Raw genomic sequence first — 17,415 nt, forward strand, 5'->3', positions numbered from 1 at the left:
ATCAGCGGACGACCCGGATCACGCCACAGGCGATGCGGACGCCGGCATTGCCGGCGGGCTGGCTGCGATAGTCGTCGGCGTTGGCATGCACGACCAGTGCACGTCCGGCGATATCGGTGGCGGCGCCTCCGCCAAGGGTAACGCCCTTGAGGTGGATATCGACGTTGGCGCGGCCCTGGGCGTCGGCACGCAGGTTGTCCATGTCGCCCAGGTGGTGCTTGCCGGTGCCGGCGCGGCCATGCGCAGCGCCACCGGGATTGAAATGATTGCCGGCACTGCTGGCATCCACCGCACTGCAGTCGCCGCGCTCATGGATGTGGAAGCCGGCCTGCTGCATCGGCTGCAGGCCACCGACCAGGCCGGTGATGTGCATGCCGCCGGGCTCCACCATCAGTGCGATGCGGCCACTGACAATGCTGGCCGAGGCCGGCGCGAGATTGGCCTCGCCCTGCTTCGCAGCGCTGACCACGGTCGGCGGCGGCGGGGTGGGCTCGGCCTTCTTCGGCGTACTGCCACAGGCAGACAGCAGCACGGCGGCGGACAACGGCAGGATGGCAAAGGACAGACGCATCGAAGACTCCTTGCAGGTGACACTAAGCGTTGCATCGTCCATGAACGATCAACAGTTCGGCAAGCAGGCGCGAGGACCGCGTGCAGGGACCGTTCAATGGCCCCCGCGGCGGCGGCCAGCGCCCAGCTTGCGGGTAAGGGTATTGCGGCCCAGGCCCAAGCGGGCAGCGGCTTCGGCGCGGCGGCCATGGGTGATCTGAAGCGCCGCTTCCAGCAGCGCATGATCGACCCGCTCGCGCACCTGCGCATGCAGCCCTTCCACGCCTTCGGCGAGCTGGCGGCGCGCCCATTCGGCCAGCAGCGCTTCCCACTGGCCTGGATCGGCACCGCTGATGCTGCCGCGACCGCCCCGCGTACGGTTCAGCGCGGTATCGACGTCGGCCACGCCGATGGTGTCAGCGGCGGCCAGCGCGGCCATCCGCCAGCACACGTTTTCCAGTTCGCGCACGTTGCCGGGCCAGTCGTGTTCGCGCAGCGCCTGCAGTGCGGCGGCGGTCAGGCGCTTGGGCGGCGTGTCCAGCCTGCGTGCGGCGGCGGCCAGGAAGGTGCTGGCCAGTTGTGCGATGTCTTCACGGCGCTCGCGCAGCGGCGGCAGCTGCAGGCGCACCACGTCGAGGCGGTGCAGCAGGTCCGCGCGGAACTTCCCCTGCGCGACCAGCCCTTCCAGATCCTGGTGGGTGGCGGCAACCACGCGCACATCGACGCGGATCAGTTCGCGGCCACCGACACGGAAGAACTCGCCCTGCGCGAGCACGCGCAGCAACCGGGTCTGCAACGGCAGCGGCATGTCGCCGATCTCATCCAGGAACAGCGTGCCGCCATCGGCCTGCTCGAAGCGGCCGGTATGGCGGCGCTGCGCGCCGGTGAAGGCGCCGGCTTCATGGCCGAACAGCTCACTTTCCAGCAGCTCGGACGGAATGGCAGCAGTATTGAGCGCGACGAACGGCCCATGCGCGCGCGGCGATTCGCGATGCAGTGCATTGGCCACCAGCTCCTTGCCGGTGCCGGTCTCGCCGGTGATCAGCACCGCCAGCGGCGCCTGCGCCAGGCGACCGATGGCGCGGAACAGCGCGCGCATCGGTGGCGTCCCACCCACCAGTTGCGGCGGTTGGTCGCCATGCGCTTCCGGCGCAGGCGTGGGCGCTGCCAGTGCCGGCGCCACCGCCGGCAGCACGCGCTGCGCCAGCGCCACGGCATCGTCCAGGTCGAACGGCTTGGACAGGAATTCATGCGCGCCGCCGCGGAACGCACCGGCCGTGCTGGCCACATCGGTATAGGCCGACATCACGACCACCGGCAGCTGCGGCAACGCGGCCTTGAGCTTGTCCAGCAGCACCAGGCCATCGTCGCCAGGCATGCGCACATCGGTGAACAGCAGCGCCGGCGGCGCGCCTTCGCCCAGGGCCTGCAGGGCTGCCGCAGCGCTGTCGAAATCGACGACCTGGTAGCCCGCCTCGCGCAGCGCGGTGCACAGCACGAAGCGCACGGCACGATCGTCATCGACCACCCAGATGCGCTGCGGGGACGAAGAAGACTCAGACATCGCGCGGGGCCTCCTCGGCCGGGGCGGCGCCACTGACAATCGGCAGCAGCAGGGTGAACACGGTATGGCCCGGGCGCGAGCGGTAGGTCAGCGTGCCGCGGTGCTCGCGCGCCACCTGCTGGGCCAGCGCCAGGCCCAGGCCAGTGCCTTCGGCGCGGCCACTGACCAGCGGCAGGAACAGGTGCTCGGCCAGTTCCTCGGGTACACCACGGCCGTCGTCGGCAATTTCCAGGCGCAACGCCAGCGTGTGCAGCTGCTCGGCGATGCGCGCGCCATGCTCCACGCGGGTGCGCAGGGTGATGCTGCCGGCACCGGCCTGGATTGCGTTTCGCACCAGGTTCCACACCGCCTGGGTAAGACGGTCGGCGTCGCCACGGAATTCGGGAATGCTGGGGTCGTAGTCGCGCTGCAGGCGTACTGCCCAGCCGGCCTCGTTCTCGGCCAGGCGCAGCACGCGTTCCAGCGCGGCATGGATGTTCAGTTCGGCGTGGGGTGCGGCCGGGGCCGGCGACAGCAGCTGGTCGAGCAGGCCGTTGAGGCGCTCGATCTCCGAGCCGATCAGTTCGATCAGTTCGCGTTCGCTGGCCTCGCGCTGGGCCGCGCGGCGGGCCAGCAGCTGGGCCGCACCCTTCAACCCGGCCAGCGGGTTGCGCAGCTCGTGGGCCAGGCCCTTCAGCGCCGCGCTGAGCGCGCTGGGCAGGGCCTGCGTCGGGTCCAGCCCAGGGAATTCGTCGACCGGATGTGCCTCCAGCAACCAGCCGCCATCGTCGCGGCGGCTCATCCAGCCCTCGGCGAAGCGCGGCGCCTCGCCGGGCACCGCCAGCGCCAACCGGTTCAGGCGCAGGCTGTCGCGCTCATCGCGTGCCAGGAAGTGGGCCAGCGCTTCGCCCTGCACTTCCAGTGCAGCCAGCGGCTGGCCCAGCAGGCGGCGCCCGCTGACACCCAGCCAGCGGCCGAAGGCCGGATTGCAGCCGACGATGCGGCCATCGGCTCCGGCCCACGCCAGCGGCGTGCCCAGGGCTTCAAGGGTCGGCGGGGGTGCGGGGTCGGACATTGCACCAATGTAGTGCAAAACGCGGGGGCCGGGGTCAGAGCACGGTCCGCCAGAAAGGGCTCCGGCCCCTGCCGCAGGTCGAGCGAGCTCGACCACTACCAGATGCGTGGCCGGTTACAGCTTCATGTTGAGGCCGACGAACACACTGCGTCCCGGGGCCGGCGAAAACATCGGGCGGGCGCTGTCCCAGAAGAAGCTGTCGTACCAGGCGTAGGCGTACTGGCGATTGGTGGCGTTCTTCAGCTGCAGGTCCACGCTGAATCGCGGGGTGAGCTGGTAGGCAGCACTGAGGTCGAGCACGGCGAAGCCACCGAACTTGCCGGCTACGTTGCGCTCTTCCAGGTAGTAATCGCCCTGTGCACGCGCCTGCAGGCCCAGCCGCAGCGCATCACCGGCGCGGTAATCCACGCCCAGATTGCTGATGTGGCGCGGGGTGGCAGCCACTTCGCGTCCCTGCAGGGAAACGCCGGCATCGCGGTCGTCGCGGGTGATCTTCGCTTCCTGGTAGGCGTGCGACGCCCACACCGTCCAGTCGTCGCCCAGTTGCAGGCTCAACTGCGCATCCACGCCGCGCCGGCGGGTCTTGCCCAAGGTGGCCGTCGTACCGGTAGCCGGCATGTTGGATACCTCGTTCTCTGCATCCTGCTGCCACACCGCCAGGCGTGCCTGGGCGCCCGCGAACGGCTGGAACTTCAGGCCCAGCTCCATGCCGGTGTTGGTGGACGGCTGCATCGGTGCCTGTCCCGGGGTGAGGTAGGCCGGTGCGGTGGACCCGGTCAGCACCTGGAAGGTGCGGCCCCAGTTCGCGTAGACGTGGGTGGTCTGGCCCAGGCTGTGGATGATGCTCAGCTTGGGCTGGCCGATCGTGCCGTAGTCCTGCAGGCGGCCGCTGATGCCGCTCATCAGGTGCGTGCTACCACTGAAGCGGTCGATACGGTAGGCCGGCACGATCTTCCACGCCTCGCCGGGCTGGTAGATGGCCTGCACGTAGGCACCCCAGTTGTCGAAGCTGTGGCGGTCGTTGTTCTGCACGCGCGCCGGTGCCTGGCTGAAATCGGTGGGTTCGGCGTAGGCGTAGCGCTCGCGGAGGTAGCCGTTGTCCTGCTGCTCGTAGTTCAGGCCGCCTTCGACGGTAAGCGCGGGGCTGGCCTGCCAGGTGAGCGTGCTGAGCAGGCCGGTCTGGCGCTCATCCCACACGCGGCGCTGGCGCGGCAGGTTGCCGGTGGGCAGGTCGCTGAAGGTCACGCGGCGATCGTCTTCGTAGCGGTTGTAGTACAGCCGCGTGCCGAAGGTGAGCGCGTCGGACAGTTTCATGTCCAGGTGCGCGGCGATCTGGCGCATGTCGCGTTCATCGCCATCGTTGCCGTTGCGCAGGTCGCTGCCACGGCGGTGCGTACGCAGCTCCTCGGCGGTCATGAAGCCGGGTTCGTCGGCTTCGTGGTGGTACGCGCGCGCGGTCAGGCCCACGCGCAGGCCGTCGTCCAGCGAGCCATGGAACCACTTGCCGCCCAGCGAATACTTCTTCGAGGCATCGTGATCGCGGTAGCCGTCGCTGGCCTGGGTGCCGACGAAATAGTTCTGCGCGAAGCCATTGGCTTCGCGGCCGACTGCCAGCTGTGCATCTCGGGTGTTGTAGCTGCCATAGGCCAGTCGCACGTCGGTGTAGGTGCCGCCCTGGCGCGTACCGAAGTTCACGTTGCCGCCGATGTTGTGCAGGCCGTAGCGCGGGTCGTTGGTACCGCGCACCACTTCGATGTAGCTGATGTCCAGCGGGAACAGCATGTCGATGAAGCGCTGGTTGCCGCTGTTGACGTTGCTGGGGATGCCGTCAATGAGGGTCTTGATCGCGTTGAGGTAGCCCTCGCCGTTGAAGGCGCGGAAGCTGACCTTGCCCGATTCGGCACCCTGCCGCGTTTCGGTGAGCTGGATGCCGGGCATCTGCCCCAGCAGCTCCCAGCTGTGCGAGACGTTGCGGTCTTCGATCTGGTCCGCGCCGAGCACGTCCACCGAAGTCAGTACCTGGTGCGCACTGAGCTGGCCTTCGCCGTGCTGGTGCACCTGCACCTTGCCGAGGGTGAGCGCGGCATCGGCGGACTGTGCGAAAGCTTCAGGGGCGAACGGCGCGGCCGCCAAGGCGGCCAAAAGGGTGGGAGTCATGGGAAAGGGCGGTTACGGTGAAATGTAATCATATAACATTTCACGCGCCCGCTTTTGCAGCGTCGAGCAAAGCTCGGCGCTACAAGGGCGGGAGCCGGGGGGATTACACCGGGTAGCCGGTGGCTTCCCGTGCCTTCTTCCAGGCGGCTTCGAATTCACGCGCGGAGATTTCGTCGTCCTCGTCGAAATCCAGGAACGACACCGGCTGGTCGGCCAGCAGGAAGCGGTCGTCGCTGTGGGCATGCTCGTCGGCCCAGACCATCCTGGTGCCGTAGATTTCCACCTGCCGCACGATCTTCTCGCCGCGCGCTTCCATCAGCACGTTGCCCTTGCCCAGGCCCGATTCGGCCCAGTGCTTGTAGTACTTCTTTGCGGCGGACTTCGCGCCGGGTTTTGCGTTGTGCTTTGAGTAGGTCATTGCAGGAGCCCTGGCCGCTGGCGCGGCCGGAAAGTGCGGAATGGCGCCATTATCGCCCGACCTCGCAGCGCGCAGGTGGGCGCTTCAGCGGGCCGGCGCTGGCAACGCCACGCCCTTCGGCCACAACATCCAGATGTTGCCCTTCTGCTTCATGTCGCCGGCCAGCTTGCCGGCGGCTTCGCCGCTGCCCCAGTACAGGTCGGCGCGCACTTCGCCGGCGATGGCACCGCCAGTGTCCTGCGCGGCCACCGGGCGCACCACCGGGCTGCCGTCCGGGCGCGTGGTGGACAGCCACAGCAGGCTGCCCAGCGGTACCACTGTGCGATCCACCGCCACGCTGTAGCCGGCGGTGAGCGGTACGTTCAGTGAACCACGCGGACCTTCCGGGCTGTCCGGAGTGCGCACGAAGAACACGTAGCTGGGGTTGCTGCGCAGCAGTTCCGGCACGCGCGCGGGATGGGCCCGGGCCCAGGCGCGGATCGCGTCCATGGTGACGTCTTCCTTCTTCAGCTGGCCCTGGTCCACCAGCCAGCGACCGATCGCGCGATAGGGGTGGCCGTTCTGCTCGGCATAGGCCAGCCGCACCTGCGTGCCATCAGCCAGGCGCACGCGGCCGGACCCTTGGATCTGCAGCAGCTGCAGGTCCATCGGGTCGGTCAGCCAGGCCAGCACCGGCGCCTTTACGCCTTTGGCGGCGATGGTGCCGGCATCGTCATAGGGCTTGAGCACCTTGCCCTCAACCCGCCCGCGCAGGCGCTTGCCCTTCAGTTCCGGGTAGAGGCTGTCCAGCTGCACCACGATCAGATCATCCGGCGTGCCGTACACCGGCACCGTGGCCTTATCGGTACGGGTAAGGCTGCCGGGGTAGATCGGCTCGTAGTAACCGGTGATCAATCCGTCGGCCTGACGGCCACCGGCACGCAGCGCATAGGCATCGAGGTCGCGCTGCAGGAACTGGCGGATCGCGGCCGGGTCCTTGTCTGACACGGCTGCGGCGGTGGCACAGGGCTTGGCCCAGGCGGCGTCGTTCTTCAGGCGGGTGCAGCTGCTGCGCCAGGCAACGAAGCCGGCCTGCAAATCGCTGTTTGAGACCGCTGGCAGGGCTTTCCAGTCGACCTTGGCGTAGGTGGCCGCCGGCGGTGAGGTCGCCGTGGGCGCCTCGGAACCCGTGCGGGGAGCGGTGGTGGCGCAACCGGCGAGCACCGCCGCTGCCAACAGGGTCCAGTGCTTGCGCTTGAAGAAGGTAGCGGAATCGATCATGCCGCCATGGTGGCGGGCCGGCCGCTGGGCGGCAACCCGGCGCGGGGTCAAGCGTTCATGCGCGGAGTCACGGCATCTGCAGCAGCAACGAATGCAGGATGCGGGCGTCCTCGGCATCCAGCGTCTTGGGCAGGTCGTCGCGGCCACGGAAACGGCGGTGGAAGGCGGCGACGGTGGCTTCTCGGTTGTCCAGTGGATAGCCGAAGCGGGCCAGCGCATTCCACGCGTCGAAGCCTTCCGGTGCCGCGCCGTCGGCCGCGCGCGGCCACACGCCGAAGCCGGCCTCGGCCAGCTGTTGCCACGGGAAGAAGCGGCTCGGATCCTGCTTGCGCGTCGGTGCCAGGTCGGCGTGGGCGATCACCTGGCGCGGCGGGATGTTCAGGCGGGTGGTGAGGTCACGCAGCAGCACGATCAGCGATTCGATCTGCGCCGCACTGAACGGGCTGCGGCCATCGTTGTCGAGCTCGATGCCGATCGAGGCCGAGTTGAGATCGGTGATGGTGCCCCATCGCCCGGCGCCGGCATGCCAGGCACGGCGCTCATCGGCGACGAGCTGGTAGCGATGGCCATCGGCGCCGATCAGGTAGTGCGCGCTGACCGGTCCACCGCTGTTGGCGGTACGCAGCGTATGCAGGCTCTGCTGCACCGATTTCTGCTCGGTGTGGTGGATGACGATGATGACCGGCGTGCGCGCGTTCTGGTTGGGCGAAGGCACCCAGGTGGCGAGCGGGTTGCGCGTTTCCCGTGGCGTGGAAGCGCAGGCGGCCAGCAACAGGCAGGCCGAGAGCATCAGTGTGGTGCGGATCGGAGGCATGGCCTGATTGTGCGCGATCTGGCGCGAGGGTGCATGTCACAAGAAGATTCGGTAGATCCACGCCATGCGTGGATGCGCCACTCCGGCCGTGCCAGCCAACGGTCGGCACCCACCAGAGCAGACCCGGACCCTGTGCCAAGCAAGCTTGGCACCTACCAGAACCAGGACAGGGGAAGTGCCGACCAACGGTCGGCACCCACCACGTCAGTACGCCGCTACCTCAGGCCTCGTAGGCAGACTCGCCGTGCGAAGTCACATCCAGGCCAGTGCGCTCTGCTTCTTCGGTCACGCGCAGGCCCACCACGACCTTTACCAGCAGCAGGATGACCGCGGTCACCACCGCCGACCACAGCACGGTCAGGCCGACGCTGACCACCTGCACCCACACCTGGTGGCCGATATCCAGATCGGCCTTGGTGCCGCCCAGCGACTGCGCGCTGAACACGCCGGTGAGGATCGCGCCGACGATGCCGCCGACACCATGCACACCGAACACGTCGGCGGTGTCGTCCACCTTCAGCAGGCGCTTGAGGCCGGTCACGCCCCACACGCAGATCACGCCGGCGACGAAGCCGATCACGATCGCGCCAAGCGGGCCGACCGTGCCACAGGCCGGGGTGATGCCGACCAGGCCGGCCACCGCACCCGAGGCTGCACCCAGCGCCGACGGCTTGCCCTTGCCGATCGCTTCCACCAGGGTCCAGCCGAGCACGGCGGCGGCGGTGGCCAGCACGGTATTGAGGAAGGCCAGCGAGGCCACCGTATCGGCCGCAGCGGCGGAACCGGCGTTGAAGCCGAACCAGCCTACCCACAGCAGCATCGCGCCGATGTAGGTAAACGGTACGTTGTGCGGCTTCAGCGCGGTCTGGCCGTAGCCCAGGCGCTTGCCGACGAGCCACGCGCCGACCAGGCCGGCCACGCCCGCATTGATGTGGACCACGGTGCCACCGGCGAAGTCGATCGCGCCCAGTTCACCCAGGTAGCCGCCGCCCCAGACGATGTGCGCCATCGGGATGTAGCTGAGGGTGAACCACAGTGCCGAGAACAGCAGTACCGCACGGAACTTGATGCGCTCGGCGAAGGCACCGACGATCAGCGCGGTGGTGATGCCGGCGAAGGTCGACTGGAAGGCGACGAACAGGTAATCCGGCAGGCCCTTGATCGGCGTATTGCCCACCGAGTCCGGAGTGAAGCCCTTGAGGAAGGCGAATTCGGTGAACGAGCCGAAGAACGGATTGCCGGCGCTGAACACCGCACTGTAGCCATAGGCCACCCACAGCAGCAGCACCAGCGAGAACACCACCAGGATCTGGCTGAGCACCGACAGCACGTTCTTCGAACGCACCAGGCCGCCATAGAACAGGGCCAGGCCTGGAACCACCATCAACAGCACCAGCAGGGTGGAGGTGAGCATCCAGGCGACGTCGCCACGATCATAGGCAGCGGCCGCTTCGGCCACGGCCGGCGCGGCGGCGGTGGCGGTGGCGGCCGGATCGTGCAGCGGCTCGACCGCCACGGTTTCGCTCGGCAGCGGCGACACCTGTGCCTGGGCGTGGGCGCTGCCCGGCCAGGCACCAGCGGCCAGCGCGCTGAGCAGCATCAACAGGCACACCAGATGGAACCGGGCTTGCCACCCGGTGAGAAGGCGCATCTTCATGGGGGAGTCTCCGGAAGGGGGCTTACAGCGCGTCGGCGCCGATTTCGCCGGTGCGGATGCGGATGACCTGCTCGACAGCGGTCACGAAGATCTTGCCGTCACCGATCTTGCCGGTGCCGGCAGACGACTGGATCGCTTCGATCACCGCGTCGGCACGTTCGTCGGTGACGACGGTTTCGATCTTGATCTTGGGCAGGAAGTCGACAACGTACTCGGCACCGCGATACAGCTCGGTGTGGCCCTTCTGGCGACCGAAACCTTTCACTTCGGTCACGGTGATGCCCGACACGCCTGCATCGGACAGGGCCTCGCGGACCTCGTCGAGCTTGAACGGTCGGATGATGGCGGAGATCAGTTTCATGCGCATGTCCCGAGGGTGGATGGGGCCAGCGCGCCAGCGCGCGTTGGCATCAGGCAACCACGGGTCATCAGGATGATGACCGTGGCTGTTGCACCGGACACGTACAGGGCCGGGACGGCCGTGCCTCTCTCCTTGCACGACCGACGCGGGAGGGAGGGCGGCCCTGGTCGCGTATCCGGTCTTTCTCTTGCCCCTGGATAAGCGGGCCAAAGGCCCGCGTTCCAATGCAGCGGACTGACAGTCCGCTCTACAACGGCGGGCCTGCGGCCGCCTTGCGGCTCCCCAGCCGCGAGAACGGAAGCGATGGCGGCGGGTGGGAGGGGAAGCCCACCGCCATCGCATCCGGTCAGCTGGCGTAGTACAGCTGGTATTCCAGCGGGTGGGTGGCCGCGCGGAACTTGGTCACTTCCTGCATCTTCAGCGCGATGTAGCCGTCGATGAAGTCATCGCTCATCACGCCACCGGCCTTCAGGAACTCGCGGTCCTTGTCCAGCGCTTCCAGCGCCTGGTCCAGCGAGGAGCAGACCTGCGGGATCAGCTTCTCTTCCTCCGGCGGCAGGTCGTACAGGTCCTTGTCGCTCGGTGCGCCCGGGTCGATCTGGTTCTTGATGCCGTCCAGGCCGGCCATCATCAGCGCGGTGAAGGTCAGGTAGCCGGACTGGATCGGGTCGGGGAAGCGCATTTCGATGCGGCGCGCCTTCGGATTGGACACCCACGGAATGCGGCACGAGGCCGAACGGTTGCGGGCCGAGTAGGCCAGCATCACCGGCGCTTCGAAGCCCGGCACCAGGCGCTTGTAGCTGTTGGTGCCCGAGTTGGCGAAGGCATTGATGGCCTTGGCGTGCTTGAAGATGCCGCCGATGTACCACAGCGCCAGCTGGCTCAGGCCACCGTAGCCGTCACCGGAGAACAGGTTGGTGCCGCCCTTGGACAGCGACTGGTGCACATGCATGCCGCTGCCGTTGTCACCGACGATCGGCTTGGGCATGAAGGTGACAGTCTTGCCGTTGCGATGCGCGACGTTCTTGATGACGTACTTCATGCGCAGCAGCTCGTCGGCCTTCTGCACCAGGGTGCTGAACTTGGTGCCGATCTCGCACTGGCCGGCGGTGGCCACTTCGTGATGCTGCACTTCCACTTCGATGCCGACCTGTTCGAGGGTCTTGCACATCTCGGCGCGCAGGTCGTGCAGGGTGTCGGTCGGCGGAACCGGGAAGTAGCCGCCCTTCACGCCGGGACGGTAGCCGCTGTTGGCGCCGTCATACTTGGCGCCGCTGTTCCATGCCGCTTCTTCCGAGTCGACCTTGAAGAAGGTGTTGCCCATTTCGTTGGCGAAACGGACCGAGTCGAAGATGAAGAATTCCGGCTCCGGGCCGAAGAACGCGGTTTCGGCGATGCCGGAGGACTTCAGGTAGGCCTCGGCACGCTTGGCGATGCCGCGCGGGCAGCGGCCATAGGCCTGCATGGTGGCCGGATCGAGGATGTCACAGCTGATCACCAGGGTCGGATCGGCGTAGAACGGATCGACGTAGGCGCTGGACGGGTCCGGCAGCAGCACCATGTCCGATTCGTTGATGCCCTTCCAGCCGGCGATCGAGCTGCCGTCGAACATCTTGCCTTCTTCGAACAGCGACGGCTCGACGATGCTGACCGGGAAGGTGACGTGCTGCTCGACGCCACGCATGTCCACGAAACGCAGATCGACGAATTCGATCTGGTTGTCCTTGATCAGCTTCTCAACGTTTTCAACGGACATCGGTACGACCTCGGATGGGGATGAATGCCTGCTGAGGTACAGCAATGACCGTGCCAACTTTTTGCGACCCGCAAGTCGTTGATTTCCCTAAGCCCGCCCCGCACCGGTGCGGAACAGCGCGCACCAAACGGGTGCAGTCGGCAGCAGGCGCACCCGTTTGGTGCAGCAGGGATCGTCTATCCTCTCGACCTTCTTCCTTCCTGCCGCGCGTGCCCGCACCGTCCATGTCCGACCTGCTCTCTGCCCTGCTGCTGGGCATCCTCGAAGGCTTGACCGAATTCCTGCCGATCTCCAGCACCGGCCATCTGCTCATTGCCCAGCACTGGCTGGGTGCCCGCTCGGACTTCTTCAACATCGTCATCCAGGCCGGCGCGATCGTCGCGGTGGTGCTGGTGTTCCGCCAGCGCCTGCTGCAGCTGGCCACCGGCTTCAACCAGCGTGAGAACCGGGAGTATGTATTCAAGCTGGGGGCTGCGTTCCTGGTCACCGCCGTGGTCGGCCTGGTGGTACGCAAAGCCGGCTGGTCGCTGCCGGAGACGGTCAGTCCTGTGGCCTGGGCGCTGATCATCGGCGGTGTCTGGATGCTGCTGGTGGAGGCCTACACCGCGCGCCTGCCCGACCGCGACCAGGTGACCTGGACAGTGGCGATCGGCGTGGGCCTGGCGCAGGTCGTGGCCGGCGTGTTCCCCGGTACCTCGCGCTCGGCCTCGGCGATCTTCCTGGCCATGCTGCTGGGCCTGAGCCGTCGCGCCGCTGCCGCCGAGTTCGTGTTCCTGGTCGGCATTCCCACCATGTTCGCCGCCAGCGCCTACACCTTCCTGGAAATGGCCAAGGCCGGGCAGCTGGGCAGCGAGAACTGGACCGAGGTGGGCGTGGCCTTCCTTGCCGCGGCCGTCACCGGCTTCGTCGTAGTGAAGTGGCTGATGGGCTACATCAAGTCGCACAGGTTCACGGCCTTCGCCCTCTACCGCATCGCGCTGGGCGCGGCGCTGCTGCTGTGGTTGCCCTCCGGCAGCTGAACAGCACCAGGGCACGGTAACCCCAATGCCGGCCCCACCCCGTTTCCCCCACGGTTCCCCAAGGAGAATCACCATGAACCGCAAGCTCACCCTGCTCCTCCCGCTGGCCCTGATGGCCGCGTGCAGCCAGACCCCGGCCCCGGCCGGCACGGGCGGCGATGACGTGGCCCCGGCCGCGGCCAAGGCAGCGGACCAGCAGACGCTGGCGCATCTGGACGCGCAGCGCCTGCAGAGCCAGCACTGGCTGCTGCAGCAGGCCACCGGCGCCGACGGCAAGCGCATCGACGCGCTGTTCGCCCGCCAGGACAAGCCGGTCACCCTCGACTTCGCTGACGGCCGCCTGTCGGTCAGCAACACCTGCAACCGCATGGGCGGTGGTTACACCTTCGACGCTGGCAAGCTGGCCGTCAGCGCGATGGCCTCGACCATGATGGCCTGCACCGACAAGGCGCTGATGGCGCTGGACGAGGCCGTGTCGAGCCGCCTGCAGGGCGAACTGAAGGCCGAGCAGGACGCTGATGGCAAGCTGACCCTGACCACCGCCAAGGGCGACACGCTGGTCTTCAACCCGGAACCGACCGCTGAAACCCGTTACGGCGGCGCCGGCGAAACCGTGTTCCTGGAAGTGGCCGCGAAGACCGAGAAGTGCTCGCACCCGCTGATCCCGGACTACCAGTGCCTGCAGGTGCGTGAAGTGAAGTTCGACGACAAGGGCCTGAAGCAGGGCGAGCCGGGCAAGTTCGAGAACTTCTACGGCACCATCGAGGGCTACACCCACGAAGACGGCGTGCGCAACGTGGTGCGCGTGAAGCGCTACGAGGTGAAGAACCCGCCGGCCGATGCGCCGTCGCAGGCGTACGTGCTGGACATGGTGGTCGAGTCGGCCATCGAGAAGAAATAAAACGATGGAAGGGCGGCCGAGAGGCCGCCCTTCTTCGTTGTGCGTTGTAGAGCCGAGCCCATGCTCGGCTGCTGTCTATCGGGAAAAGCAGCCGAGCATGGCTCGACGCTACCGAAAGCAACGCCGGCCCGCGGCCGGCGCTACCGGGGTTGCGGTTACAGCGCCGGGTTCAACGTGTAGGTGCCGTGCAGTGCGGCTTCGGCCAGCACGTGGCCGTGCATGGCGCGGTACGCGTCGGCGGCGCTGAAGCGCCGCGGCAGGTCCAGCGACGCCACGTCCAGCGCGAATACCCGGAAGAAGTAGCGGTGCATGCGCTCGTCGTTGAACGGCGGATACGGGCCGTCATAGCCCAGGTAATCACCGGCCATGTCCGGGTTGCCCGCAAACCAGCCGGTGAAGTCGTTCAGGCCCTGGCGGCTGCCGGCCGGACCGGCCGGGGTGGGCTTTCCCTTCACCACGAAGCCGTCGCTGCAGCTGCCAGCGGCGATCTCCTGCACCGTGGCCGGGATATCGGCCATCACCCAGTGCACGAAATCGCAGCGCGGCTGGTCGCGCGGCACGCTCATGTCGCTGCGGCCAACCGTCTCCGGCACGGTCGGTACGTCCGGGTCCACGCATACCAGCAGGAACGAACGGGTGCCGGCCGGCGCCCCGCTCCAGGCCAGGTGCGGGTTGCGGTCCGGGGCGAAACCGTTGGCGTCGCCGGCGGCGAACTCACGATCAATCGGTGCGCCATTGGTCAGGCTGTTACTGGTCAGCTGCATCAGGATCTCCTCACTCTTCCGGGTAACCCAGGCGCACCGCAACCGGGGTGAGCTGGGCGAAGGCGGCGCTCATCACGTCGCGGTAGTTGCGCCAGTGGCCGGGCGGGAAGCGCGGCGCGCCCAACTGCGCCGCCGGCGGCATCGGCCGCTCGAACAGGCGGCCCAGCAGTTCGGCCATCGCCTGCGGATCGTTGCCGACCTGGTCGATGCGCAGCAGCACGTGGGGGTACAGGTCTTCCTCATGCAGCGTGGCAATCTGGTTCAGCGCGCGGGTCAGCCATTCACTGGCTTCGGCCAGCGAGGTCATCGCCAGCGGCGCGGCGGCACCGTAGGCCACCCAGTCCAGCAGCATGTCGCGCGGATCACGCAGCACCAGCACCAGTCGCCCCTGCGGCAGCTGCGGGCGCAACGCCCACAGCAGGGCGTTGTCCCACCACAGCAGCCAGTCGATGACGGTATCGCTCTGCAGGCCACGCGCCGGCAGCTGTTCGCGCCAACGCTGCACCAGCCGCTCCGGCGTCAGTACGCCCGAAGCGAGATCCTGCAGCGTGTTGTAGTTCTGGAACGCATCGTCGGGCGGGTTGCTGGTGTAGCGGTCGCTGCGCAGCACCGGGCTGGCGGCCGCCAGGCCGGTCGCCACGCGCTCCACGCCCGAGCCCGGCGCGCCCCAGAGGAAGATCGGCGCGGAACTGGTGTTGCCGTCAATCTCACCCTTCTCCGGCCAGCTTGGCGGAGACTTGGCCTGCGGTGGCAGCGGCAGGCGTTGCGGGGCCTGGTCGGCCTGCAGCGACAGCCAGGTACGCAGGGCCTCCTGCGGCTGGCCGGCACGGTCCTGGATCTCGCCCATCCAGGTGCGCAGATCGGCGCGATGCGCTTCCGGCGCCTGCTCGACCAGCGCCTGCACGCGGGCCACTGCAGCAGGCGGATCACGCTGCAGCAACCCTTCAACCAGGCGGGTTTCGCCACTGACACGCCCCGGTTCAATGCTGACGATACGCTCGGCAATGGCTTCGGCCTGCTCGTGCTCGCCCACCATGTCGTGCAGGCGCAGGCGTGCTTCCAGCGCCGGCAGGTGGCCCGGCATGGCGTCCATCCAGCGTTCAACGGTCGCCGCGGCAGCGGGGCTGCCAACTTCTTCCACGGCCAGGCGCGCCAGCCACAGATCATGCAGCTGCGGGTGCTGCTCCAGGGCAGCGTCGAGGCGTGCACGCGCCTCGTCTTCGCGGCCAAGGCGCTGCCAGGACATCAGCAGCAGCTGCAGCAGCTGGCGGTCATCGGGGATCGCTTCCAGCAAGGGCAGCAGATGGTCCAGCGCCTGCAGCGGCTGGCCGTTGCGCAACGCCAGCTCACCGGCCAGGCGCCGCATCGCCGGCACGTCCAGCTCCGGCTGCCGCAGGGCCACCTCCATGGCTTCGGCCGCCGCCGGCACGTTGCCCTGGCGCAGCGCCAGCTGCACCACAAGGCCATGCAGCGAGCTGATGGCCGGGTTCAGTTCCAGCACGCGGCGGAACGCCTGCTCGGCGAATGCCAGCATGTCCTTGCCAAGGTAGGCAAAGCCCAGCGCATAGAGCACGCGGGTGTCATTCGGCTGGGCCTTGTTGGCTGCCGACAGCAGCACCAGCGCACGGTCCGGGTCATCGCGGCGCAGCGCGATCATGCCGTCGATGGTCAGCAGCTCGGGGTGGTCCGGCTCCACGCGCGAGGCCAGGGTGGACAGGCGTTGTGCCTCGTCGAAGTCATTGCGGCCAACCGCCAGGTGCGCCTGCATCAGGTAGGCGGCGAAGGAATTCGGGTCGAGGCCGGTGGTGCGCGCCAGTGCCTCGTCCGCGCCCTGGTACTGGCGCAGGGCAAGCAGCAGGCCAGCGTGCTGCAGGTGCAGCTGGGCATCATCGGGGGCCAGCTGCAATGCCTGCTGCAGGGCCTCCATGGCATCTTCGGCCTTGCCCTGCTGCTGCAGCGCAAGCGCCAGCCAGCGGTGGGCCCCGGCCTGGCCGGGTTCGTCACGGGTCCACGCCTGGGCCAGCTGCACGGCCTGGTCGGCCTGGTTCTGGCGCAACGCTTGGATGATCTGGTCTTGCATGGCGGTCCGGTTCGAGTGCAAACCCGCATTGTAGCGGTCCACGCGCCGGTGCCGGTTCAGCCCGCCAGCACCCGCTGCAGGCGCTGCGCCACCCACCGTTCGGAGAAGCCGTCGCCCCGCCAGTTTTCCAGGAAACCGCAGTGGCCTCCCCAGCAGGCGGTCTCCAGGCGCGCGTGGCGCGGCAGCTGCCAGTCGCTGAAGGTCGCATAGGGAATCACCGGGTCGTCCTGCGCCATCAGGATGTCGGCCGGCACCTGCAGGGCCGACAGGCGGTCACCGGCAATCGAGTAGCCATCGAAATAGGCCTGCAGCGAGCCAAAGCTGGTATGCCGTTCAACCAACCAGGCGGTCAGCGCACGGATATCCAGCTTCAACACGCGGTCGTCGCAGTCGCTCAGCTCGGGGAACAGATCGCGCTTGCGGCGCAGCGAGCCGGCCCATTTGCGTCGGAAGTACCAATCGTACATTGCCGGACCATTCTCGATGCTCTCCATGGTCAGCCCCGGGTCCAGCACCGGGCACACCGAGGCCACGCGCAGCAGCGGCACGCCGGCGGCCGGCGCGCGCAGGGCCAGGCGCAGCACGAAATTGCCGCCCAGTGAGTAGCCGGCCGCCACCAGCGGCAGCTGCGGCCAGCGCTGGGCGATGTCTCCTGCGGCATGCACCACTTCATCGATCAGGTTGGAGTGGAAGATGCCGGGGTTCAGGTGATGGGTGTTGCCGTGGTCGCGGAAGTTCAGGCGCACGACATCGAAACCCTGTTCGATCATGCGCGCGGCCGCCATGCGCATGTAGCTGGATTCGGCACTGCCCTCCCAGCCATGCAGCAGCAGGGCCATGCCCTTGGGTTCGCGGCCTTCGACATGGCTGTGCCAGCCCTGCAGGCGCACGCCATCGCCGCCGTCGAGGATCAGCTCTTCGCTGACCGCGCCGGTGGCCGCCAGCAGCAGCAGGCCGCGCTGCAGGCGCATGCGGCTGGAGCTGAGCATCGACTGCAGGTGCGGGTTGCGCAGCCAGCGCGGCGGCTGGTAGTCAGCCGCATGCAACGTCGGCGTACCGGC

The 17,415-nt window shown here is 67.9% G+C and carries 15 protein-coding genes; 2 read left to right on the top strand and 13 right to left on the bottom strand.

Annotated elements, in window-relative coordinates; genetic code table 11:
* Nucleotide 1: 1 nt before the first annotated feature.
* From G370_RS0118565 to glnA, 10 genes are all read right to left on the bottom strand, one after another.
* A complete protein-coding gene (locus G370_RS0118565; protein WP_019661930.1) occupies nt 2-571 on the bottom strand; it encodes a superoxide dismutase family protein in 570 nt (189 codons plus the stop codon).
* A 93-nt stretch (nt 572-664) separates the two neighbouring features.
* On the bottom strand, nt 665-2,113 hold the full coding sequence (gene ntrC, locus G370_RS0118570) for a nitrogen regulation protein NR(I) (protein ID WP_019661931.1): 1,449 nt from the start codon (nt 2,111-2,113) through the stop codon (nt 665-667).
* Nucleotides 2,106-3,167 carry a two-component system sensor histidine kinase NtrB gene (locus tag G370_RS0118575; RefSeq protein WP_019661932.1) on the bottom strand — a complete coding sequence of 354 codons (1,062 nt, stop codon included), beginning with the start codon at nt 3,165-3,167 and terminating at the stop codon, nt 2,106-2,108. The genes ntrC and G370_RS0118575 overlap by 8 nt, the downstream gene beginning before the upstream one ends.
* A 114-nt stretch (nt 3,168-3,281) precedes the next feature.
* A complete protein-coding gene (locus G370_RS0118580) occupies nt 3,282-5,324 on the bottom strand; it encodes a TonB-dependent receptor (RefSeq protein WP_032955522.1) in 2,043 nt (680 codons plus the stop codon).
* A 103-nt stretch (nt 5,325-5,427) separates the two neighbouring features.
* On the bottom strand, nt 5,428-5,742 hold the full coding sequence (locus G370_RS0118585; RefSeq protein WP_019661934.1) for a hypothetical protein: 315 nt from the start codon (nt 5,740-5,742) through the stop codon (nt 5,428-5,430).
* An 84-nt stretch (nt 5,743-5,826) separates the two neighbouring features.
* Nucleotides 5,827-7,002 carry a murein transglycosylase A gene (mltA, locus tag G370_RS0118590; protein WP_026347252.1) on the bottom strand — a complete coding sequence of 392 codons (1,176 nt, stop codon included), beginning with the start codon at nt 7,000-7,002 and terminating at the stop codon, nt 5,827-5,829.
* 67 nt (nt 7,003-7,069) lie between these two features.
* On the bottom strand, nt 7,070-7,816 hold the full coding sequence (locus G370_RS0118595; RefSeq protein ID WP_019661936.1) for an N-acetylmuramoyl-L-alanine amidase: 747 nt from the start codon (nt 7,814-7,816) through the stop codon (nt 7,070-7,072).
* 220 nt (nt 7,817-8,036) lie between these two features.
* A complete protein-coding gene (gene amt, locus G370_RS0118600) occupies nt 8,037-9,473 on the bottom strand; it encodes an ammonium transporter (RefSeq protein WP_019661937.1) in 1,437 nt (478 codons plus the stop codon).
* A 22-nt stretch (nt 9,474-9,495) separates the two neighbouring features.
* A complete protein-coding gene (locus G370_RS0118605; protein ID WP_004134334.1) occupies nt 9,496-9,834 on the bottom strand; it encodes a P-II family nitrogen regulator in 339 nt (112 codons plus the stop codon).
* 346 nt (nt 9,835-10,180) lie between these two features.
* Nucleotides 10,181-11,590, bottom strand: coding sequence for a type I glutamate--ammonia ligase (gene glnA, locus G370_RS0118615; protein WP_019661939.1), 1,410 nt, complete (start codon nt 11,588-11,590; stop codon nt 10,181-10,183).
* Between the two features lie 224 nt (nt 11,591-11,814).
* Between glnA and G370_RS0118620 the strand changes: the two genes are divergently transcribed.
* Nucleotides 11,815-12,609: an undecaprenyl-diphosphate phosphatase gene (locus G370_RS0118620; protein WP_026347253.1), complete on the top strand. Its 795-nt coding sequence runs from the start codon at nt 11,815-11,817 to the stop codon at nt 12,607-12,609.
* A 73-nt stretch (nt 12,610-12,682) separates the two neighbouring features.
* Nucleotides 12,683-13,510 carry an META and DUF4377 domain-containing protein gene (locus G370_RS0118625; protein WP_019661940.1) on the top strand — a complete coding sequence of 276 codons (828 nt, stop codon included), beginning with the start codon at nt 12,683-12,685 and terminating at the stop codon, nt 13,508-13,510.
* A 155-nt stretch (nt 13,511-13,665) separates the two neighbouring features.
* Here G370_RS0118625 and G370_RS0118630 read toward each other — a convergent pair whose 3' ends face one another.
* Genes G370_RS0118630 through G370_RS0118640 form a run of 3 tightly spaced genes read right to left on the bottom strand, consistent with a single transcriptional unit; the run spans nt 13,666 to nt 17,400 of the window.
* The gene (locus G370_RS0118630; protein WP_019661941.1) at nt 13,666-14,274 is read right to left on the bottom strand and encodes a YbhB/YbcL family Raf kinase inhibitor-like protein; all 609 of its coding nucleotides are present in this window, start codon (nt 14,272-14,274) and stop codon (nt 13,666-13,668) included.
* A gap of 10 nt (nt 14,275-14,284) precedes the next feature.
* A complete protein-coding gene (locus tag G370_RS0118635; RefSeq protein ID WP_026347254.1) occupies nt 14,285-16,354 on the bottom strand; it encodes a tetratricopeptide repeat protein in 2,070 nt (689 codons plus the stop codon).
* A 56-nt stretch (nt 16,355-16,410) separates the two neighbouring features.
* Nucleotides 16,411-17,400 carry a YheT family hydrolase gene (locus G370_RS0118640; protein WP_026347255.1) on the bottom strand — a complete coding sequence of 330 codons (990 nt, stop codon included), beginning with the start codon at nt 17,398-17,400 and terminating at the stop codon, nt 16,411-16,413.
* Nucleotides 17,401-17,415: the final 15 nt, after the last annotated feature.

Origin of the sequence: Stenotrophomonas hibiscicola ATCC 19867 (assembly GCF_000382065.1) — a bacterium.
Classification (GTDB): domain Bacteria; phylum Pseudomonadota; class Gammaproteobacteria; order Xanthomonadales; family Xanthomonadaceae; genus Stenotrophomonas; species Stenotrophomonas hibiscicola.

Coding starts and splice junctions, on each gene's coding strand:
- glnA (WP_019661939.1), bottom strand. CDS start 11,590: ATGTCCGTTGAAAACGTTGAGAAGCTGATCAAGGACAACCAGATCGAA.
- G370_RS0118580 (WP_032955522.1), bottom strand. CDS start 5,324: ATGACTCCCACCCTTTTGGCCGCCTTGGCGGCCGCGCCGTTCGCCCCT.
- G370_RS0118630 (WP_019661941.1), bottom strand. CDS start 14,274: ATGCAGCTGACCAGTAACAGCCTGACCAATGGCGCACCGATTGATCGT.
- G370_RS0118595 (WP_019661936.1), bottom strand. CDS start 7,816: ATGCCTCCGATCCGCACCACACTGATGCTCTCGGCCTGCCTGTTGCTG.
- G370_RS0118620 (WP_026347253.1), top strand. CDS start 11,815: ATGTCCGACCTGCTCTCTGCCCTGCTGCTGGGCATCCTCGAAGGCTTG.
- mltA (WP_026347252.1), bottom strand. CDS start 7,002: ATGATCGATTCCGCTACCTTCTTCAAGCGCAAGCACTGGACCCTGTTG.
- ntrC (WP_019661931.1), bottom strand. CDS start 2,113: ATGTCTGAGTCTTCTTCGTCCCCGCAGCGCATCTGGGTGGTCGATGAC.
- G370_RS0118565 (WP_019661930.1), bottom strand. CDS start 571: ATGCGTCTGTCCTTTGCCATCCTGCCGTTGTCCGCCGCCGTGCTGCTG.
- G370_RS0118635 (WP_026347254.1), bottom strand. CDS start 16,354: ATGCAAGACCAGATCATCCAAGCGTTGCGCCAGAACCAGGCCGACCAG.
- amt (WP_019661937.1), bottom strand. CDS start 9,473: ATGAAGATGCGCCTTCTCACCGGGTGGCAAGCCCGGTTCCATCTGGTG.
- G370_RS0118605 (WP_004134334.1), bottom strand. CDS start 9,834: ATGAAACTGATCTCCGCCATCATCCGACCGTTCAAGCTCGACGAGGTC.
- G370_RS0118575 (WP_019661932.1), bottom strand. CDS start 3,167: ATGTCCGACCCCGCACCCCCGCCGACCCTTGAAGCCCTGGGCACGCCG.
- G370_RS0118625 (WP_019661940.1), top strand. CDS start 12,683: ATGAACCGCAAGCTCACCCTGCTCCTCCCGCTGGCCCTGATGGCCGCG.
- G370_RS0118585 (WP_019661934.1), bottom strand. CDS start 5,742: ATGACCTACTCAAAGCACAACGCAAAACCCGGCGCGAAGTCCGCCGCA.